Here is a 17,805-nt window from a genome sequence, read left to right as displayed (position 1 = left end):
TACCTCCGATCGCTAACGTTCATTTGGCGGTTTCTCCAGCATCCATGCGTCAAGCTGCTTTTGCATTTCGGCTACGACTTTATCGATGCCGGCTTCTTTTTGCTGCTTAATATAAAGCGGCAATATACGGTCGGGATTAATCGTTCCGCTGTAGAGCCCTTTCTGGTATTCCCGGTCCACGACCGCCAGATTGGCTAATTCAGTCTTTACCGGCTCAAGGTTAAAGAAGAATCCGAGTGCTGCCGACCTAAAGGCGGTTTCGTTAAACCGGTCGTAATGAAGCCATTTCTGAGGATCTTCATTTTCCCATAAATAGGCCAGTTTCTGGTTTCCGAACATCCAGGCATTGTTGCTGTAGCCAATATCACTGGCACGGACACCCTCCGGATATCGGATCCGGTTGTCAGATATTTTCACATAATGCTTGCCTTCTATTCCCCAATCCAGCAGGTTTAACAAGGCAGGATCCGTATAAAGCAAATTTAAAAAGCGCATGGCCGCCTCTTTATTGGAGGAGTTGCGGGAGATGGCGAGCATGGCGCCGGTCGCTTCAACAGATGTCGTAATCGGCGGTGAAATGGCAAATTGAACGAGATCGATGCCAAGGCTCACCGACATTTCCTTGTCTTTGCCGGGTTTTAGAGGAGACCCGATGGCGGCTCCCTTGCCGCTGCGGATCAGGTACCAGCTCTGATCCTCTTCCATCGTGCCCGCATCCTTGTGAATCAGACCTTCTTGATACCACTTATGCATCCGTCTCATGATGTCTGCATATTCCGCATCTTCCGTAATGTTGATGACGCGAGGGGTGCTATTTCTGTAAGCGATTCCAATATTGCCTGCCAATACATCGTAGCGGCTGGCCAACAGCGCATTCGCGAATCGGGACCCGACTAGCGGTGAGAGGCCCGGCTCATTTGACTTGAGAGTTCGAAGCATGACTTCAAGCTCATTTAACGATTTTATGCCGGTATTGTCGAACTTATAGGCATCCGACAAGTCCTTCCGCAGTAACAGCCCGTAAGACTGGGCAAATTCCTTGACGGTCGGCACCGCATAGTTGCGGCCGTTAATTTGGCTTGCCCGCATAAAATCGCTGCCGAGAGCTTCGGTTATCCCTTGCCCATACAGCTGCAGAAGTTCATTCAGCGGGGTGAATTGCCCTTTATATACGCTATCGGCGTAATTGTCCCACCCGGCGGTAAACATCAAATCGAAAGGCTCTCCGGCGGCTTTCATCATTTTGGATTTATCCGCCCAAGCATTCCATTCGATGACCCGCAGCTCGATGACGGTATTGATTTTACGCTGCAAATATCGACTCATTTCGGCTTGAACGAGCGGCAAATCCTTCGGGACCTTCGTTCCGGGATAGACCAGAACGAGTTTGCTGGGCTGCGGCTGGATACTTGGGGAAAGGGCAACATGTCTGAATGAACACCCGGCCGTTAGCAATGACAGACAAACGATTCCCGGCACTGTGAGTTTGCGCCATCTCTTTCCATTGTTCATAGAGGACTCCCACATTTGAAATAATTGCCTATTTATTTGCTATGGTAGCACAAAACCATTTTTTGATAAATAAAGGCGGGGGCCCAAATACCGCATTCTGTCATGAATGTCATCAAACTGCTAGGCGAATGTCATCAAACAAGTATCTGAAGGTGCCCGGAAATTTGTAAGATGTGTGCATGGGAGATTGATGGAGAGTTAGAAAGGAGCAAGCTTTATGTCGACCGCAACGAAAAGGCAGCTCAAAAAATACAAGTGGCTGCTGCTCATGACCGTTCCCGGCATCATTTATCTGTTCATCAATTGCTATTTGCCGATGTTCGGCATCGTACTCGCCTTTAAAAAACTGAATTACGCTAAAGGGATATGGGGGAGCGAATGGGTTGGGTTCGACAATTTCAGATTTTTGTTTTTGTCGCCGGACGCTTACATCATCACCCGTAATACGCTCGCTTATAACGGCGTCTTTATCGTCATTAATTTAATACTTTCAGTCGGCGTGGCGATTCTTTTAAATGAAATCAGGAACAAGCTGCTATCCCGGTTCTATCAAAGCTCGATGCTGCTGCCCCATCTGATGTCGGCTGTCATCGTTGCCTATCTGGCTTATGCGTTCCTGAGTTCGGACTCCGGCTTTATGAACAAGAAGATTCTCCCCATGTTCGGATATGTTTCTGTGTCTTGGTACAATGAGGCCGATTATTGGCCTTATATCATTACCCTCATTAACATCTGGAAAAACGTCGGATTTCAATGCATTATTTATTTGGCCGCAATCATCGGCATCGATTCCGAGTACTATGAGGCAGCGCGAATAGACGGTGCGAGCAAATGGCAGATGGCGACGCGCATCACGCTCCCGCTCATTACGCCGATTATCATCACCATGGCGCTGCTGCAGATTAGCGGCATTATGCGCTCCGATTTCGGGTTGTTTTATCAAGTTCCAATGAATTCCGGGCCGCTCTTCTCGACAACCAACACGATTGATACCTTCGTCTATCGTTCCCTGATCTCGCTCGGGGATGTAGGGATGTCATCGGCTGCAGGCTTGTATCAGTCGGCGGTATGTCTAGTACTGATTCTAGGCGCAAACTTCGTCGTTCGCAGAATCAATAAAAATGACGCTTTATTCTAAAGCATTGTAGGAGGCTGGCAACATTGAATACTGCAGCGGGCCGCGTCCAATCGCTGGTCATTCACGCTTTTTTCTGGATCTTCACAGCTTCTTCCTTACTGCCTTTTCTTCTCGTGGTTATGGCTTCCTTTACAGACGAGAAAACGATTTCTCAAAACGGTTATTCCTTTTTTCCTGAAAAAGTTAGCGTAGCCGCTTATCAATTTCTCGTTAATGACTCCGCTTCCATCCTGAAGGCCTACGGCGTCACAATTTTAACTACCGTTCTTGGCACCGTGATCAGCGTATTTCTAACGGCGCTTTACGCCTATCCGATCTCCAAGGCGGATATGCCGTTCAGGAGAACCCTGTCTTTCTACATTTTCTTTACCATGCTGTTCGGCGGCGGACTTGTTCCCTGGTACATCGTATACTCCCAATATTTCAATATCAAGGATACGCTGTTTGCACTGATCGTGCCCAACCTGCTCATGGGAGCTTTCAATGTGCTCATGATGAGATCTTTTTTCGCAAATTCGATTCCCGAATCCGTACTGGAATCGGCGACGATTGACGGCGCCGGCGAGTTTCGCCTGTTTTTCCAAATGGTCGTCCCAATGTCTCTGCCAGTGTTCGCCACCGTCGGATTGTTCAATACTTTAGCCTACTGGAACGATTGGTTTAACTGCATGATCTTCAACGATAACGCCAATTTGTACAATCTCCAGTATCTGATGTCCAAGACGTTAACCAATATTCAATTCCTCATGATGAAAGCGGACAGTTCCAAAGCGGCAGAGCTGCTCTCCATGATGCCGACAGAGACTGTGCGAATGGCGATGGCCATCATCGGGATGGGGCCGATCATCCTGGCTTATCCGTTTTTTCAAAGATTTTATATTCAAGGCATTACCGTAGGCGCTGTTAAAGGTTAACTCTGGCGGTTGTTCTTTGAAGGGGGTGAGCAAGCTTCTACGAAGAATTCAGCTTATGTTCAGGCAGCTTGCAGCAAGATATGCACAAATATGCATTAATCATACTGGAGGGGTATCCATGTTTAAAAACAGAAATGGCTTATCGTCCGCTCTAATCTGTACATTGACCGCAATGATCTTGCTTGCAGGCTGTTCGAAGGCGGCACCCGAAGCTTCCGGCAAACCGGCGGCGAGTACAGGTACAGCAGCGGCAACAGCTGCAGGCGCAAAAAATTCCGATTTGAAACCTTATAAACTGGTGATGGTATATCCCGGCAGCGCTACGAAAGACATGGCTACGGTCCAAGATGCGATGAGCAAATATTTGACGGAGAAAATTAACGCGACCATCGAATTGAAGCCGATCGATTGGGGGCCTTGGACGGACAAAGTGAACTTGATGAAAGCATCCAACGAACAGTTTGACATCATTTTCACTGCAGGCTGGTTGGAGTACAGAAAGGACGTTTCCAAGGGGCAGTTTCTGCCGCTCGACGATCTGATCCAGAAGTACGGCAAAGATATAGCGCCAACCGTCGGCGAGGGCTTTATGAAAGGCAACCTGATTAAAGGGAAGCACTACGGCGTTCCGACCAATAAAGAGATCGGTGCGTCAATCGGTCTTCTGCTGCGCAAAGATTTGGTGGATAAGTACAAATTTGATATTAGCAAGCAGCCGATCAACCTTGATCAGGTAGAAGCCATGCTGAAAACGGTGAAAGAGAACGAGCCTGGCATTACGCCGCTTATAGGCCCTAAATATACGGGAACGACGGACGCAACGCTGTGGGATACGCTAACTGCCGGCGCGAATATCAAGATTTTGGGGAACGATTTGAAAGTGTTCAATGCCATCGAACAGCCGGAATTTATGGAAACCGCCAAGCGTATGAATAAATGGTACAAAGCGGGCTATCTCAATAAAGATGCGGCAACCATGAAAGAAGACCAAGCATGGAATGTGATGAAAGCAGGCAAAGCGTTCGCCATGGGTTCATCCTTAAAACCCGGTAAAGATGCGGAAATGACGGTTTCAACCGGCATGCAGCTCGTACAGGTGGAGACGACGAGCGTCTATTCAACGACTGACGACGTGACAGGCGCAATGCTGGCCATCTCCCGAACGTCCAAGGATCCGGAACGCGCCATGATGTTCATGAACATGCTGTACACCGACAAATATTTGCTGAACCTTCTTGATTATGGCGTCGAGGGCAAGCATTACGTGAAAAAAGGCGACAATGTCATCGCTTTGCCTGACGGCCAGAAGGCCGATACCGTCGGTTATTCGAACAGTGCCTGGATGTTCGGCAACCAGATGAATACATATTTGTACGATAACGAAGATCCGAAAAAGTGGGATAACTTCAAAAAATTCAACTCAGCTGCGAAATTCTCGCCTACGCTCGGCTTCAGCTTCGATCCGGAACCGGTCAAAAATGAAGTCGCTGCATTGGCGAATGTCAATCTCGAGTTCGAGTCAGCGGTAAAAACGGGTACATTGGATCCCGAAACGACCATTCCGAAATGGATCGCGAAACAAAAAGCGGCGGGGCTTGAAAAAATTCAAGCTGAAGCACAAAAGCAATTGGATGAATGGGCGAAAACGAAATGATGATGAGAATAGGGCAGTCGACGGTTCCAGTCGTCTGCCCTTTCTGCTGGGAGGAAATATGAAGAAACAATTATGGTTTCGCGATGACGGCACGTTTACGATAGTCATGTTCTCCGATGTCGAATTTTGCAATCGGGATGAGGAGGAGCTTGAGATGCAGGCTATGATGGAGCGGATCGTATGGAAGGAGCAGCCGGATTTTATTGTATATGCAGGCGATGTGATCAACAGCGCCGGATCCCGTAATGCCGACCTGTCGTTTAGAAACGCCGTTTCCGTTGCGGAAAAGAGTGGAACGCCATGGGCGGCTGTATTTGGCAACCATGATTCGGAAGCGAATATAACGAGGGAGCAGCTGCATGCCATTCAATTGGCCATGCCCTACAACTATGCCAAGCCGGATCCGGCCAATGTGCACGGTGTGGGCAATTTTGTTTTGACCGTTACGGATAAAGAAAACGAGGCAGCCTCATCCCTATACTTTTTTGATTCAGGAAGTTACTCTCCTTACGAATATGTGGGGGTCGGGTTCTACGATTGGATTCGCCGCAGCCAGATCGAGTGGTATGCAACACAGTCGCGCCGACTCACTGAGGACAACGGCGGGCGGCCGCTGCCCTCGTTGGCTTTTTTTCACATTCCGCTGCCGGAATACGCCGATGTCTGGGAAATGCATGTCTGCCATGGCGAGAAGCACGAAACAATTTGTGCGCCGTGGATAAACACGGGGCTTTTCGCTGCAATGGTGGAAATGGGAGACGTGGTCGGAACCTTCGCCGGACATGATCACGGCAATGACTTCTGCGGGGAACTGCATGGGATCCGCCTTTGCTACGGACGTACAACCAGGTATGCAGACGTGGAAGGGCCGTTTCAAACCGGAGCACGTATCATACGCATGCGAGCAGGCGAGAGGGGGTTTTCAACCTGGATTCATCTTCAGGATGGCACCATCGTGACGACGCAGCCTGAGCATCAGCCGGAGGGACGATAACCAAAACTTGCTTAAGGATAGGGAGAAGATGCATAAGATCGATTGGCTGATTAACAAAGGGAGTACGACGCTGTCTAGCAAATGAATGGTTGCATTACAATGGCGGGGAACAAAGAAGTAATAGAATAGACAGCTCGAAGTGGAACAAAAAAGTGTAATAAGAGCATATTATCATGGCAGACTTTATTGAAATTCTAGACCATAATCCCATTGGAGTATACCGACCAAGAACTTGAAGATGCTCCATGACAACGAAGCATAAAAGCAATAGATTAATCGCTGAGAAATCGCTATACTTACTTCAACATGCTGTAGCGAATGTTAACTGGGAGGCAATACGATGAATATACTCATTACGGGCGCAAGCGGATTTATCGGAAAGAAATTGGTTAATAGTTTGGCAAACAATCATAACGTTATTTGTATGTCGCGGTCATGTCATCCCTTTAAAAAAGATGCAGCGTACGTTCAAGGTTCGTTTGATAGTATTGAGGATTTACGTGGTTTGGATCCTCATGAGATCGATGCGGTTATTCACCTGGCTGCCGTTACCGGCGGTTGCACCGAAGAGGATGGACTAGCTGTCAATGTGATGGGTACGAGAAGACTTTACCGGTACTTGCTCGATCGCGGGTGTAAAAAGTTCGTGACGGCCAGCTCGATTGCAGCTGTAGGCGGCTTGGATGATGATTTTATTCCGCTTAAGCTACCGATTCAAGCTGATCATCCTTGTCTGGCAACAGATGCGTATGGGTTAAGCAAAGCCTTAGTGGAGGAATTGACCCGTTATTTTCATCGTGTAAATCCTGACACGGATTTTATCAATTTACGCTTTGGCGCGGTAGCGAACGAGGATTGGGTACCGCCCTTGATTGAGAAGGATAAAAGGATGTCGGTACCGTTTATCGTCTTAGGACATGTGTATGCAAGCGATGTCGTTGAGGGAATTGTCAAGGTCGTGGATACGCCAATCAAATCAGGCGTAAGAAACTTTAACCTGGTAGGACCGGATATCAGCAGTACGATACCCGCGCGGGAAATTCTCTCTTCAATACTGGGAGACCATTATTATCTGGATTATTACAAACTTCCAGGTAATGAATATAAACCCTTGTATGCCATGGATGATTTCATCGCGGAATTCGGCTACGAACCCCGCAGATCAACGCGCCGTCCCGCAGAATAATCTAACTACTAGGAAAGACCGCATAGCGTAAGGGGAACCTCAAATTTAATGGAGTGGTATTGTGAAATATTATGGTAAAAATAAAGCTTTAGAACACCTTAAAATTCCCCTGAAATCTGGAAATGGATGAATCGATGCCGTAATTGCGGTCACATTGATTACTAGCCAAACTTGCCAGAATACATCCATTCAGATTATGCTGTTCCGCACCTTAAGTGGATGATTATATACGAAAATATTTTAGCCTTTTTCAGTGGATGAAAGGTTTTTGCGATATTTGTAAGCACAAATTTAACGAAAATTAAATATAAATTATTGGGTTAAATTTGATTATTAACGGGAACGTTAGTTAAACTTGCTTGCTACTACGAGAACCGGATTCCCTTGTGAGGAGTCCGGTTTTTTCATGTAACGCATTGCTTAGCGTACGATTTTTTCCATTTCGTGGGGTGACCCCATTATGTAAAGGAAGCATGTTCATGTCGTTAAAGAAAGTATGATCGTGTCGCTGGACAAAAAAGGGAATGGGGAAACCACAAAAAATGTATGCGAAAATCATACATAATGAGTGGAGCACACATCGAATCAGTCGATTCTATTCGAAATTTCATTCACAAAACGCGATTTGGTCCCTTGATTCTGTAAATGAATCCGAAAAATCATATACTTTCTCTGCATGTTTCCGTTCACGTCAAAACTATCCACAATAAATCGACAGCCTCTTTTGAATGCTTACAGACGAGAAAGAAAGCAGTTTTGTCCGCTGGGCGATGCTGGAAAGATGTTTCTCATCGTTCCAGACGTGTGGGGAGGTTTCAGTCGTGTCTCTAACGATATTTTTCATCTTTCCAGACGAGAAGATGGGCGATTTACAAAGACAAGTTCGTTCCCAAACGTACGGCTTAAGACAAGGACCTGGTCATCATCGGCCAGGTTTTTCTCATTGTATTCCCTATTGGTTCTTGGTGCGGAGATTAACCATTTCCATTTGTTTGGTTTTGTTTTAATCCCCAAAAACAAATATAAATAAAAATATATTCAAAAATAAACAAAGATGTGTTACGATGAAACCATCAAAAACAAACATCTATCGAAAACACTTGGGAGGGTACTTATGGTAGCGAATTTGTGGGAAACGGAAAAAGCGAAGGCAGTTAAAAGCGGATTGGACGAACTGGTTTACCGTTCGAACTTGCTGGGAACAGATCGCGCTGTTGCGAACTGGGGCGGCGGCAATACGTCGATGAAAACGATCGAAACGGACTTCCGTGGACGTGTTGTGGAAGTGATGTGGGTCAAAGGCAGCGGCTCCGACCTGGCGACGATGAAAGCAAAGAATTTCACAGGTCTGCGTATGGACGACATTCGTCCGCTTTATGAGCGCAATGAAATGTCCGATGAGGACATGGTAGCTTACCTCGTCAACTGCATGATCGACAGCAAGCACCCGCGAGCTTCCATCGAAACTTTGCTGCACGCATTCTTGCCTTTCAAACACGTGGATCACACGCATCCGGATGCGATTATCAGCCTTTGCTGCGCTCATAACGGTAAAGAACTGGCGAAAGAAATTTACGGCGACCGCTTCGTATGGGTTCCTTATGTTCGCCCTGGTTTCACACTTTCCAAAATGATCGCGGAAGGCGTAAGAAATAACCCAAAAGCCGAACTGGTGCTAATGGAGAAACACGGTCTGGTCACTTGGGGCGAGACGTCGGAAGAGAGCTACCTCAAGACGCTGGCGATTATCAACGAAGCGGAAAGTTTCATCGAAGCTCGCGTTCAAGAGAGCGATCTTTATGGCGGAACGAAGTACGACTCTTTGTCCGAACAAGAGCGCAATGACCTTCTAGCCCAAGTGCTGCCTATCGTTCGCGGTGCAGTAAGCGCCGAGAAGAAGATGATTTTGACCGTCGACAGCGCAGACGATGTGCTCCAATTCGTCAACAGCAAGGACGCAGCCGTATTATCCCAAGTGGGGGCGGCTTGCCCGGATCACCTCGTTCACACGAAAATGAAGCCCTTATATATCGACTGGAACCCGAATTCCAAAGACGCAGCAACACTCACCGACGCTCTGAAAGCCGGAATCGCCGCATACAAAGAAGAGTATAAAGCCTATTTTGAACGGAACAAAAATGAAGGCGACGTTATCTTCGAAACAGCGCCTCGCGTGATCCTGATCCCAGGGATCGGGATGATCAACACAGGCAAAAGCTGGGCGATGGCGCAAGTGAGCGGAGCCCTTTACCACCGTGCGATTTCCGTAATGAGAGGATCTACGGCGCTTGGCACTTTCGTTTCCCTCAGTGAAAATGAGTCCTACAACGTAGAGTACTGGCCGCTTGAGCTTTACAAGCTGACTCTCGCTCCAGCTGAAGCCGAATTTTCGCGTAAAATCGCCTTCATCACCGGCGGCGCGGGCGGTATCGGCAGCGTGACGGCTCGTCAACTTCTAAAAGAAGGCGCGCATGTCGTGCTCGCCGACCTGAATCTTGAAGGCGCGCAAAAGCTCGCCGCCGAACTAAATGAGCAATATGGCGAAAACAGAGCGATTGCCGTTAAAATGGATGTAACGAAAGAGGAAGAAGTCGAATCGGCTTACCGCGATTCAATCCTAAGTTTCGGCGGGATCGATATCATCGTGAACAACGCGGGTCTTGCGACGTCCAGTCCTTTTGATGAAACTTCATTGAAAGAGTGGAACCTGAACATGAACGTGCTCAGCACAGGCTATTTCTTGGTAGCGAGAGAGGCATTCAAAATCATGAAAAAGCAAAACGTAGGCGGCAGCATGGTTTTCGTCGGCTCCAAAAACTCGGTTTATGCAGGCAAAAACGCTTCCGCATACAGCACGGCCAAAGCAGCCGAAATTCACTTGGCCCGCTGCATTGCGGCAGAAGGCGGAGAGTATGGGATTCGCGTCAATTCGGTTTTGCCTGATGCGGTTCTGCAAGGCTCTGCGATTTGGAATTCCAGCTGGCGCAACGAGCGGGCTGCCGCTTACGGTATCGAGCCGGATCAGCTCGAGGAGCACTACCGCAAAAGAACGACGCTGCTCGTGAACATTTTCCCGAAAGATATCGCGGAAGCGATCGTCTACTTCGCGTCTTCCAAAGCGGACAAAACGACAGGTTGCATGATCACAGTGGACGGCGGCGTTCCAGCTGCATTCACCCGTTAAGCAAGGAAATATCGCCGATGACAACATTACAAAAAGGGCACTGTCTCTGGTACATCCCTGATGGTTATATACCCACCGTCAGCTCAGGTCAGTTGGAAAGTCACGAATCCATTTGTATCTTAAATTGCACTTATGAAGATGCTCATATCGAAGTTACCGTTTATTTTGAGGACCGCGACCCGATCGAGAAGATCGGGGTCGTCATTCCTGCAAGACGCACCAAGCACGTCAGAACGGGATCTCTCGCTAAAAACGGTGAATCCATTCCCAAAGGCGTACCTTACGCCATGGAAGTGGAAAGCAATATTCCCGTTATCGTACAGTACAGCAGGCTGGATGCCACCCAAGCGGAAAACAGCCTTATGACAACCATGGCGTTTCCGTACTTTGGCGGAGACCCAAATACCATTTAGGAGGCAGCAATCCGATGAGCGACCGCGCATACACACTTTTCGAAGAGCAGCAAAAACATAGAGGTATCGATCTGGATGCCGTTAAAAGCAAGCTGAAAGCGCTCAAGGTGGAAACGCCTTCCTGGGGCTACGGAGATTCCGGTACGCGTTTCAAAGTGTTCAAGCAAAACGGCGTGCCTCGCAATCCTTTTGAAAAATTCGAGGATGCCGCACAAGTGCATAAGCTGACAGGCGTCTGTCCGTCGGTTGCCATCCACATTCCATGGGATAAAGTGGACGACTACGCCAAACTGAAACAGCATGCTTCTGATCTGGGCGTATCTATCGGCGCCGTCAACCCGAATTTATTTCAGGAAGACGACTATATATTTGGCAGTGTGACCAACTCGAATGCCGCAATTCGTCGCAAAGCGACGGATCATTTGCTGGAGTGTGTGGACATCGCCAAAACCGTAGGTTCCAATGTGCTTAGCCTCTGGTTTGCTGACGGCTCTAACTACCCAGGGCAAGTAGATATTCGTAAACGCAAAACGTGGATGTATGAAGCGCTCAAAGAAATGTACGAAGCGATGACGCCAAGCATGCGTATGTTAATCGAATATAAATTCTACGAGCCTTCTTTCTACCACACCGATTTGGCGGATTGGGGTATGGCGTTTAATTTGGCGAATAAGCTCGGCCCCCAAGCAGAAGTGCTTGTCGATACCGGACACCACCCGCAAGGGACGAACATTGAACATATCGTGACTTACTTGTTGGATGAAAATAAGCTCGGCGGCTTCCATTTCAACTCCCGCAAGTACGGTGATGACGATTTGATCGTGGGTTCCGTGAATCCGTATGAGCTGTTCCTTATTTTTTATCAAATAATTGACGCTGCTAACGATGCGAACCCTGGCGTACGTCAAGCGGCTGACAATATCGCGTATATGATCGATCAAAGCCATAACATTGAAAGAAAAATTCCAGCGATGCTGCGCTCTGTCCTGAACGTGCAGACTCAGTATGCCAAAGCGCTGCTGATCAATCTGGATGAAGTGAAAGACGCTCAAGAACGTCAGGATGTACTCGGCGCAGAGGATGCTGTCCGCAAGGCATTTGAGTTCGATGTCACGCCGCTTCTTCATGCGGTTCGCGAAGAAATGGGCGTACCTGTCGATCCGATGAGAGCTTACTTGGATAGCGGCTATGATGAAAGTATAAATGTTCGCGGCAAAGGCGGTGCGAGCTGGTGAGCAAGCCATCGACCGTTCTGGCATTTGATTTAGGAGCAAGCAGCGGCAGAGCGATCGTCGGACGGCTTGATTCCGAAGCGGGCCAATTGACGATCGAGGAAATTCACCGCTTCCCGAATGATCCGGTGAAGGTGGGCGACCGCCTTCATTGGGACATTCTGCGATTGTTCCACGAGATTAAACAAGGGATTCTCAAGGCAAAACATCTGGGCTATGCGCAGGATGTGGAGAGTCTGGCCATCGATTCCTGGGCAGTGGATTTTGGATTGCTGGCAGCTAGTGGCGAGCTGCTGGGCAACCCATACCATTATCGCGATCATCAAACGGATGGGGTCATGGAGCAAGTGATCTCGCAGATTGGCCGGGATAAGCTATTTTCCAAAACTGGCCTTCAATTCTTGCAGTTTAATTCCATCTATCAGTTATTCGCGTTGAAAGAGAGAAACCCATCTCTTCTGGCGCAAGCCGATACGCTGCTTATGATTCCGGACCTGCTCCGATACTTCTTAACAGGTGAGAAACATAGCGAATACACGAATGCAACGACTACCCAACTGCTTAACGCGTCTTCCCGTCAGTGGGATAGGGAACTTCTCGATCAACTCGGTCTTCCTGCTGAGCTTCTGCTGCCTCCCGTACCGTCAGGCACGAAGGTAGGCTCGCTCACCCCGGCGATTTGTGAGGAACTGGATACCGCTTCCATTCCAGTTATTGCAGTAGGGGAGCATGACACGGCATCCGCTGTGGTTGCTGTTCCGGCTTTGGAACAAGATTTTGCTTTCCTCAGCTGCGGCACGTGGTCGCTTCTGGGTACGGAAACGTCTGCTCCGGTTCTGAGCGAACAGGCTCTCGAATGGAACTTCACAAATGAAGGCGGTGTCTATGGCACTAATCGTTTGCTCAAGAACATCATGGGCCTTTGGCTTATTCAAGAGTGCAAACGCGCTTGGGATAAGGAAGGCAAAAGCTTAAGCTTTGCCGATCTCGTCAAGCTTGCCGAGCGGGCGAAACCGTTTCAGTGCTTCATCGATCCGGATGACGATGCCTTTTTGAATCCTGATCATATGCCGAAACAAATCCAGCAGTACTGTCGGGATACTCAGCAAAGGGTGCCGCAAACGGAAGGTGAAATCATCCGCTGCGTGTTGGAGAGCCTGGCGCTGAAATATCGTCTGATTCTGGAGCGAACCGAACGGCTCGCTGGCAAATCTTATACAGGCCTTCATATCGTTGGAGGCGGCATTCAAAACGAGCTGCTTTGCCAGTTTACGGCCAGCGCGATTCAGCGTGAGGTTTGGGCAGGTCCTGTTGAGGGTAGTGCCCTCGGTAACCTTGTAGTACAATGGATAACACTTGGGTACATCGCCAATTTAAGCGAAGCCAGAAAGCTGATTCGGAATTCGTTTCCTGTGAAAACCTATACGCCTACTGATGACGGCGAGGCTTGGGAGGAAGCGTATGCAATATTTGGTGAGATGGTATCCCGATCGACTGTGAAATGAGGGAAGACAATGCTCGTAGCGGAAAGATGGCAAAAAATCGTTCAATTGGTGAATGAGCGCGGAAGCATTCGCGTCACCGAGCTGAGTGAGCTCTGTCAAGTTACGGAAGAAACGATCCGACGGGATTTGGATAAGCTCGAGAGCGAAGGCAGGTTGATGCGCAGCCACGGCGGCGCCGTGAGCGTGAAGGAAGCGCAGTCCGAGGTTCCTTTTATGGAAAGGGAAACGGCGTATGCCGACTTTAAAAACGCAATTGCCAGGGAAGCCGTCTCACGTATACAAGAGGATGACCGGATAATTTTGGACGCTAGCACGACTGCTTGGTACATGGCCAAACTCATCCCGGATATGCCGTTAACGATCATTACGAATTCGATAAAAGTAGCTTTAGAAGTCAGCTCAAAAGAAAAAATTCAAGTGATTTCTACGGGCGGCCTTTTATCCCCGAAATCATTATCTTATGTGGGGCCGCTCGCTGAGAGATCTCTGGATGTCTACCATGCCCATAAGTTGTTTTTATCCTGCAAAGGCGTTCACATGCAGCGAGGCATAAGCGAATCGAATGAACTTCAAGCGCTGATAAAGCGCAAAATGATTTCAATCGCTGACGAGACCTACCTCCTGGCCGACCATAGCAAGTTCGGCATGCAGTCGTTGACGCAGGTGGCCGGATGGAACGACATACATCATTTGATTACGGATCAACAAACGAATAAGGACTTTGTGTCCCAGATCCGTGAAAAAGGCGTTCACATCCTGCAATTAGAATCCAATTAATCGCGATCGTCCCTTCCATCACCGGTATGCTGTTTATAGTACTGAGGATGGTTTTTTGTATAGCAAGAATGCTTGCAAGGATGGTCAAGGAAGGGAGTAAGCTGCCTTATGAAAGTTTCTTTGTTCATCACATGCTTGAGTGACCTTGTGTATCCGCGGGTCGGTGCTTCGATGGTCGAGCTGCTCGCACGCTACGGGGTGAAGCTCGATTTTCCCGAAGTACAGACGTGCTGCGGTCAGCCGGCCTTCAACAGCGGATATTGGGATGAGGCGCGGAGCTCGGCGATGACGCTGCTGCAAGCATTTGAAGACAGCGATTTTGTCATTTCACCCTCGGGTTCCTGTACGAGTATGATTCATCATTATTATCCGAAACTTTTTGAAAATGACCCGGTTAATTTGGCCAAGGCAAACCGTCTGGTGGAGAAAACGTATGAATTCACGCAGTTTCTTGTTCAAGTATTGGGGGTAAAGGATCTCGGAGCGGTGTTCCCGCACAAGGTGACCTACCATCCGTCTTGCCACGGCAGCCGGTTATTAGGTGTCAAGTCCGAGCCGCTTGAATTGATGCAAAATATCCGCGACTTGGAGCTCGTAGCGCTTCCGCATGCGGAGGACTGCTGCGGATTTGGAGGGACATTTGCGGTGAAAATGTGCGACATTTCCGGTGCGATGGTATCCGAGAAGTCGGATCATGTTCTGGAAACAGAGGCGGAAGTATTGGTCGGACTCGACATGGGCTGTCTCATGAATATTTCGGGAAACCTGCTTCACCGCGGCAAGCCTGTGAGAGTCATGCATCTGGCGGAATTACTCGCAGAGGGAGTGAAACTGGCGCATGAGCGAACATAAAGTAGGCGGTACGGTCAAGGAAAGATCCAAGGTCGCGCTGAACAACGAATTTTTGCGCAATGCCGTTAAATTCACGACGGAGCGTTTGAAAAACGGCAAGCTCGCAGCTAGTGAAGAGCATGGGAACTGGGAGGAATGGCGGGAACGCGGCCGTCAAATCCGGCTGCACACCATCGCGCATCTCGATTACTATTTAGCTAGATTCGTAGAGAATGCTAGAGCACAGGGCGTTCATGTTCATTTTGCGGCCGACGCTGCGGACGCGGTTAAGCTAACGATGCAAATTGCCGAGGATAAGAAGGCGAAGAGCGTCGTGAAGTCCAAGTCCATGGTATCCGAGGAGCTGCATATTAACCATGCGCTTGAACAGCTGGGCGTTGAGGCTGTCGAAACGGACCTTGGCGAATACATTATCCAGCTTGCCGGCGAGACGCCTTCTCATATTATTATTCCCGCGATCCATAAGAACCGGTATCAAATCGCCGAACTATTGTCGAAGGAAGCGGGCGAGGAGCTGCCGCCGGACACGGGAATTTTGGCTGGTTTCGTGCGCAGAAAGCTGCGCGAGAAGTTTCTGGAGGCCGATATCGGCATGACGGGCTGCAACTTTGCCATTGCGGAGACAGGGTCGATCGTGCTGTTCGAAAATGAAGGAAACGCCCGGATGGTCAGTACGGTCCCTAAGACACAAATCACGTACATGGGCATGGAACGCATCATTCCGTCCCTGGACGATCTTGAAGTCATGGCGACACTGCTCCCGCGTTCCGCGACGGGTCAGAAGCTGACGGTTTACATGTCCGTTATTTCCGGACCGCAGCGGCAGCGGGATGGTGACGGGCCAGAGGAAATGCACGTCATCATCCTGGATAACGGGCGTTCCTTGCAGCTAGGCGATCCGCAGTTCCAGGAGCTGCTGAACTGTATTCGCTGCGGCGCTTGTCTTAACGCCTGCCCGGTCTATCGCCATATCGGCGGTCACGCTTACGGCGGCGTGTACAGCGGGCCCATCGGCGCCGTGCTGACACCGGCGCTTAACAAAAATGTCGCCGAATGGGACGACATTGCCAGTGCATCCAGCCTGTGCGGCGCTTGTTATGAGGCTTGCCCGGTGAAGATTCCTCTGCACGATATGCTGGTCTATTTGCGCCAGCGCAAAGTGGAAAGCGGAAGGGCGGATCTCGTCGAGAAGGCCGGTATGTCGGGCTTCAAATTCCTCATGTCCGATGCGAAGCGGGTTAAAGCGCTCATCCAATTAGGACGCATCGGGCAAAAAGTTCTTGTTCGTGATGGTTATATCAAAGCGAAGATCGGCCCGCTAAAAGGATGGAATTCCTATCGCTACGCGCCTAGTTTGCCGAAGCAAACCTTCCGCGAATCGTGGAAAGACATCGAGAAGGAGCTGGACGGCACGCTTCCGGAATTGAATCCGGACATGAAGGCCCGCATGGAGCAGCTGATTGCACAGCGAACAGGAGGTGGACATCATGGCTAAATCTGACGCCGATTTTCTCCGAAGCCTGCATGAGGAATCCCTCCGGAAACAGGAGGCGTTCTTTGCAAACATCTCGACTCGGCTGGGCCGGCAACGTCCGCTGCAAACACCACCGCCGCGGTCGATTAAAGGAGCTCCCGAGTTGTGGGAGAAAGTTGACCTGCCGATGGAGCAGCGGATCCAACTGTTTATGGCCAATTGGCAAAAAGCCGGTGGCCATACGAGAAGAATGAATGGGATGACGGAGGCTCAAGCCTTTATCGAGAGCTTCATCGCCGAAACGCAAGCGAGGCATCTGATTATTCAAGATCAGGAGGAGCTTGCGGAGCTGCGAACTGCACTGGGCGAAACCGCCGCCGCGGACATCACCGTATGGAATTCAAGCGAAGCCGATGAACAGGGAAAGGATGAGCTGGTTGCTAAGGCTGCTGGCGCAGATATCGGCATCGTAGCCGTCGAGCACGCCGTTGCTTATACCGGATCGCTCGTGGTCACTTCAAGCCAAACGCGGGGCCGAAGTGTCAGCTTGCTGCCGACGACGCTGATCGCCATCATACCGGCGGAGCGCTTAGTAACGAAGCTTGGCGAAGTGCTGAGGCCATTCGATGAGCTGGCGTTCAAAGACCGGCCGGCGGGTATTCACTTCATTTCCGGACCGAGCCGCTCCGCGGACATCGAGAACGATTTAACGATAGGTGTGCATGGGCCAGGTATTGTCTATGCGTTAATTGTGGAGTAAAAGTTAAAAGCCGTGAGAGAATAAGAATCTCTCGCGGCTTTTTGTGTGCCAGGAAATGAGCAAGTGTCATTCTTCGATCGAATAGAGTCAAAGTGTATCCTTAATAGCGAAAGTTGTTCTCTATGGAGGTGACCAATGCGTTGCGCATCTCACACCACGCCTTCGGCTTACGCGCACGGTGGAAGCGCCCATGGCATTCGGAAGTTGAAT

At 49.4% G+C, this 17,805-nt stretch carries 14 protein-coding genes; 13 read left to right on the top strand and 1 reads right to left on the bottom strand.

Annotated elements, in window-relative coordinates:
- Window positions 1-12: 12 nt before the first annotated feature.
- Window positions 13-1,512, bottom strand: a complete 1,500-nt coding sequence (locus tag ACFQZT_RS32045; protein ID WP_379306986.1) for an ABC transporter substrate-binding protein — start codon at window positions 1,510-1,512, stop codon at window positions 13-15.
- 217 nt (window positions 1,513-1,729) lie between these two features.
- Between ACFQZT_RS32045 and ACFQZT_RS32040 the strand changes: the two genes are divergently transcribed.
- The 13 genes from ACFQZT_RS32040 (at window position 1,730) to ACFQZT_RS31980 (ending at window position 17,595) form a co-directional block, all read left to right on the top strand.
- On the top strand, window positions 1,730-2,650 hold the full coding sequence (locus tag ACFQZT_RS32040) for an ABC transporter permease (protein ID WP_379306984.1): 921 nt from the start codon (window positions 1,730-1,732) through the stop codon (window positions 2,648-2,650).
- A gap of 23 nt (window positions 2,651-2,673) precedes the next feature.
- Window positions 2,674-3,564 carry a carbohydrate ABC transporter permease gene (locus ACFQZT_RS32035; RefSeq protein WP_379306982.1) on the top strand — a complete coding sequence of 297 codons (891 nt, stop codon included), beginning with the start codon at window positions 2,674-2,676 and terminating at the stop codon, window positions 3,562-3,564.
- Between the two features lie 118 nt (window positions 3,565-3,682).
- Window positions 3,683-5,218: an ABC transporter substrate-binding protein gene (locus ACFQZT_RS32030; protein WP_379306980.1), complete on the top strand. Its 1,536-nt coding sequence runs from the start codon at window positions 3,683-3,685 to the stop codon at window positions 5,216-5,218.
- Window positions 5,219-5,276: 58 nt separating this feature from the next.
- On the top strand, window positions 5,277-6,212 hold the full coding sequence (locus ACFQZT_RS32025; RefSeq protein ID WP_379306978.1) for a metallophosphoesterase family protein: 936 nt from the start codon (window positions 5,277-5,279) through the stop codon (window positions 6,210-6,212).
- Between the two features lie 340 nt (window positions 6,213-6,552).
- Complete coding sequence (locus ACFQZT_RS32020) at window positions 6,553-7,398, top strand: NAD-dependent epimerase/dehydratase family protein (RefSeq protein ID WP_379306976.1); 846 nt, start codon at window positions 6,553-6,555, stop codon at window positions 7,396-7,398.
- A gap of 1,114 nt (window positions 7,399-8,512) precedes the next feature.
- On the top strand, window positions 8,513-10,582 hold the full coding sequence (locus ACFQZT_RS32015) for a bifunctional aldolase/short-chain dehydrogenase (RefSeq protein ID WP_379306974.1): 2,070 nt from the start codon (window positions 8,513-8,515) through the stop codon (window positions 10,580-10,582).
- 17 nt (window positions 10,583-10,599) lie between these two features.
- Window positions 10,600-10,995, top strand: coding sequence for a sensory rhodopsin transducer (locus tag ACFQZT_RS32010; RefSeq protein ID WP_379306972.1), 396 nt, complete (start codon window positions 10,600-10,602; stop codon window positions 10,993-10,995).
- A 14-nt stretch (window positions 10,996-11,009) separates the two neighbouring features.
- Window positions 11,010-12,230 carry an L-rhamnose isomerase gene (gene rhaI, locus ACFQZT_RS32005; protein WP_379306970.1) on the top strand — a complete coding sequence of 407 codons (1,221 nt, stop codon included), beginning with the start codon at window positions 11,010-11,012 and terminating at the stop codon, window positions 12,228-12,230.
- Window positions 12,227-13,732 (top strand): rhamnulokinase, encoded by a 1,506-nt coding sequence (rhaB, locus tag ACFQZT_RS32000; RefSeq protein ID WP_379306968.1) that lies wholly within the window; start codon window positions 12,227-12,229, stop codon window positions 13,730-13,732. Before rhaI ends, rhaB begins: the two co-directional genes overlap by 4 nt.
- A 9-nt stretch (window positions 13,733-13,741) precedes the next feature.
- Complete coding sequence (locus ACFQZT_RS31995) at window positions 13,742-14,509, top strand: DeoR/GlpR family DNA-binding transcription regulator (RefSeq protein ID WP_379306966.1); 768 nt, start codon at window positions 13,742-13,744, stop codon at window positions 14,507-14,509.
- A 108-nt stretch (window positions 14,510-14,617) separates the two neighbouring features.
- Window positions 14,618-15,361 (top strand): (Fe-S)-binding protein, encoded by a 744-nt coding sequence (locus tag ACFQZT_RS31990; protein ID WP_379306964.1) that lies wholly within the window; start codon window positions 14,618-14,620, stop codon window positions 15,359-15,361.
- Window positions 15,348-16,856, top strand: coding sequence for a LutB/LldF family L-lactate oxidation iron-sulfur protein (locus ACFQZT_RS31985; RefSeq protein WP_379306962.1), 1,509 nt, complete (start codon window positions 15,348-15,350; stop codon window positions 16,854-16,856). The genes ACFQZT_RS31990 and ACFQZT_RS31985 overlap by 14 nt, the downstream gene beginning before the upstream one ends.
- Entirely contained in the window at window positions 16,849-17,595 is a 747-nt protein-coding gene (locus ACFQZT_RS31980) for a LutC/YkgG family protein (protein WP_379306960.1), read from the top strand. Before ACFQZT_RS31985 ends, ACFQZT_RS31980 begins: the two co-directional genes overlap by 8 nt.
- The last annotated feature ends 210 nt before the right edge of the window (window positions 17,596-17,805 follow it).

The sequence above is a fragment of the Paenibacillus sp. GCM10027628 genome (assembly GCF_042676385.1).
Classification (GTDB): domain Bacteria; phylum Bacillota; class Bacilli; order Paenibacillales; family NBRC-103111; genus Paenibacillus_E.
Note: the sequence above shows the minus strand (reverse complement) of the source record. Positions and strands in the feature narration are given on the sequence as shown.

Bases quoted from the DNA above. Each gene is read 5' to 3' on its own strand.
- ACFQZT_RS32020 (WP_379306976.1), top strand. From the start codon at position 6,553: ATGAATATACTCATTACGGGCGCAAGCGGATTTATCGGAAAGAAATTG.
- ACFQZT_RS32025 (WP_379306978.1), top strand. From the start codon at position 5,277: ATGAAGAAACAATTATGGTTTCGCGATGACGGCACGTTTACGATAGTC.
- ACFQZT_RS31980 (WP_379306960.1), top strand. From the start codon at position 16,849: ATGGCTAAATCTGACGCCGATTTTCTCCGAAGCCTGCATGAGGAATCC.
- ACFQZT_RS31985 (WP_379306962.1), top strand. From the start codon at position 15,348: ATGAGCGAACATAAAGTAGGCGGTACGGTCAAGGAAAGATCCAAGGTC.
- ACFQZT_RS32030 (WP_379306980.1), top strand. From the start codon at position 3,683: ATGTTTAAAAACAGAAATGGCTTATCGTCCGCTCTAATCTGTACATTG.
- ACFQZT_RS32040 (WP_379306984.1), top strand. From the start codon at position 1,730: ATGTCGACCGCAACGAAAAGGCAGCTCAAAAAATACAAGTGGCTGCTG.
- rhaI (WP_379306970.1), top strand. From the start codon at position 11,010: ATGAGCGACCGCGCATACACACTTTTCGAAGAGCAGCAAAAACATAGA.
- ACFQZT_RS31990 (WP_379306964.1), top strand. From the start codon at position 14,618: ATGAAAGTTTCTTTGTTCATCACATGCTTGAGTGACCTTGTGTATCCG.
- ACFQZT_RS31995 (WP_379306966.1), top strand. From the start codon at position 13,742: ATGCTCGTAGCGGAAAGATGGCAAAAAATCGTTCAATTGGTGAATGAG.
- ACFQZT_RS32010 (WP_379306972.1), top strand. From the start codon at position 10,600: ATGACAACATTACAAAAAGGGCACTGTCTCTGGTACATCCCTGATGGT.
- ACFQZT_RS32015 (WP_379306974.1), top strand. From the start codon at position 8,513: ATGGTAGCGAATTTGTGGGAAACGGAAAAAGCGAAGGCAGTTAAAAGC.
- ACFQZT_RS32045 (WP_379306986.1), bottom strand. From the start codon at position 1,512: ATGAACAATGGAAAGAGATGGCGCAAACTCACAGTGCCGGGAATCGTT.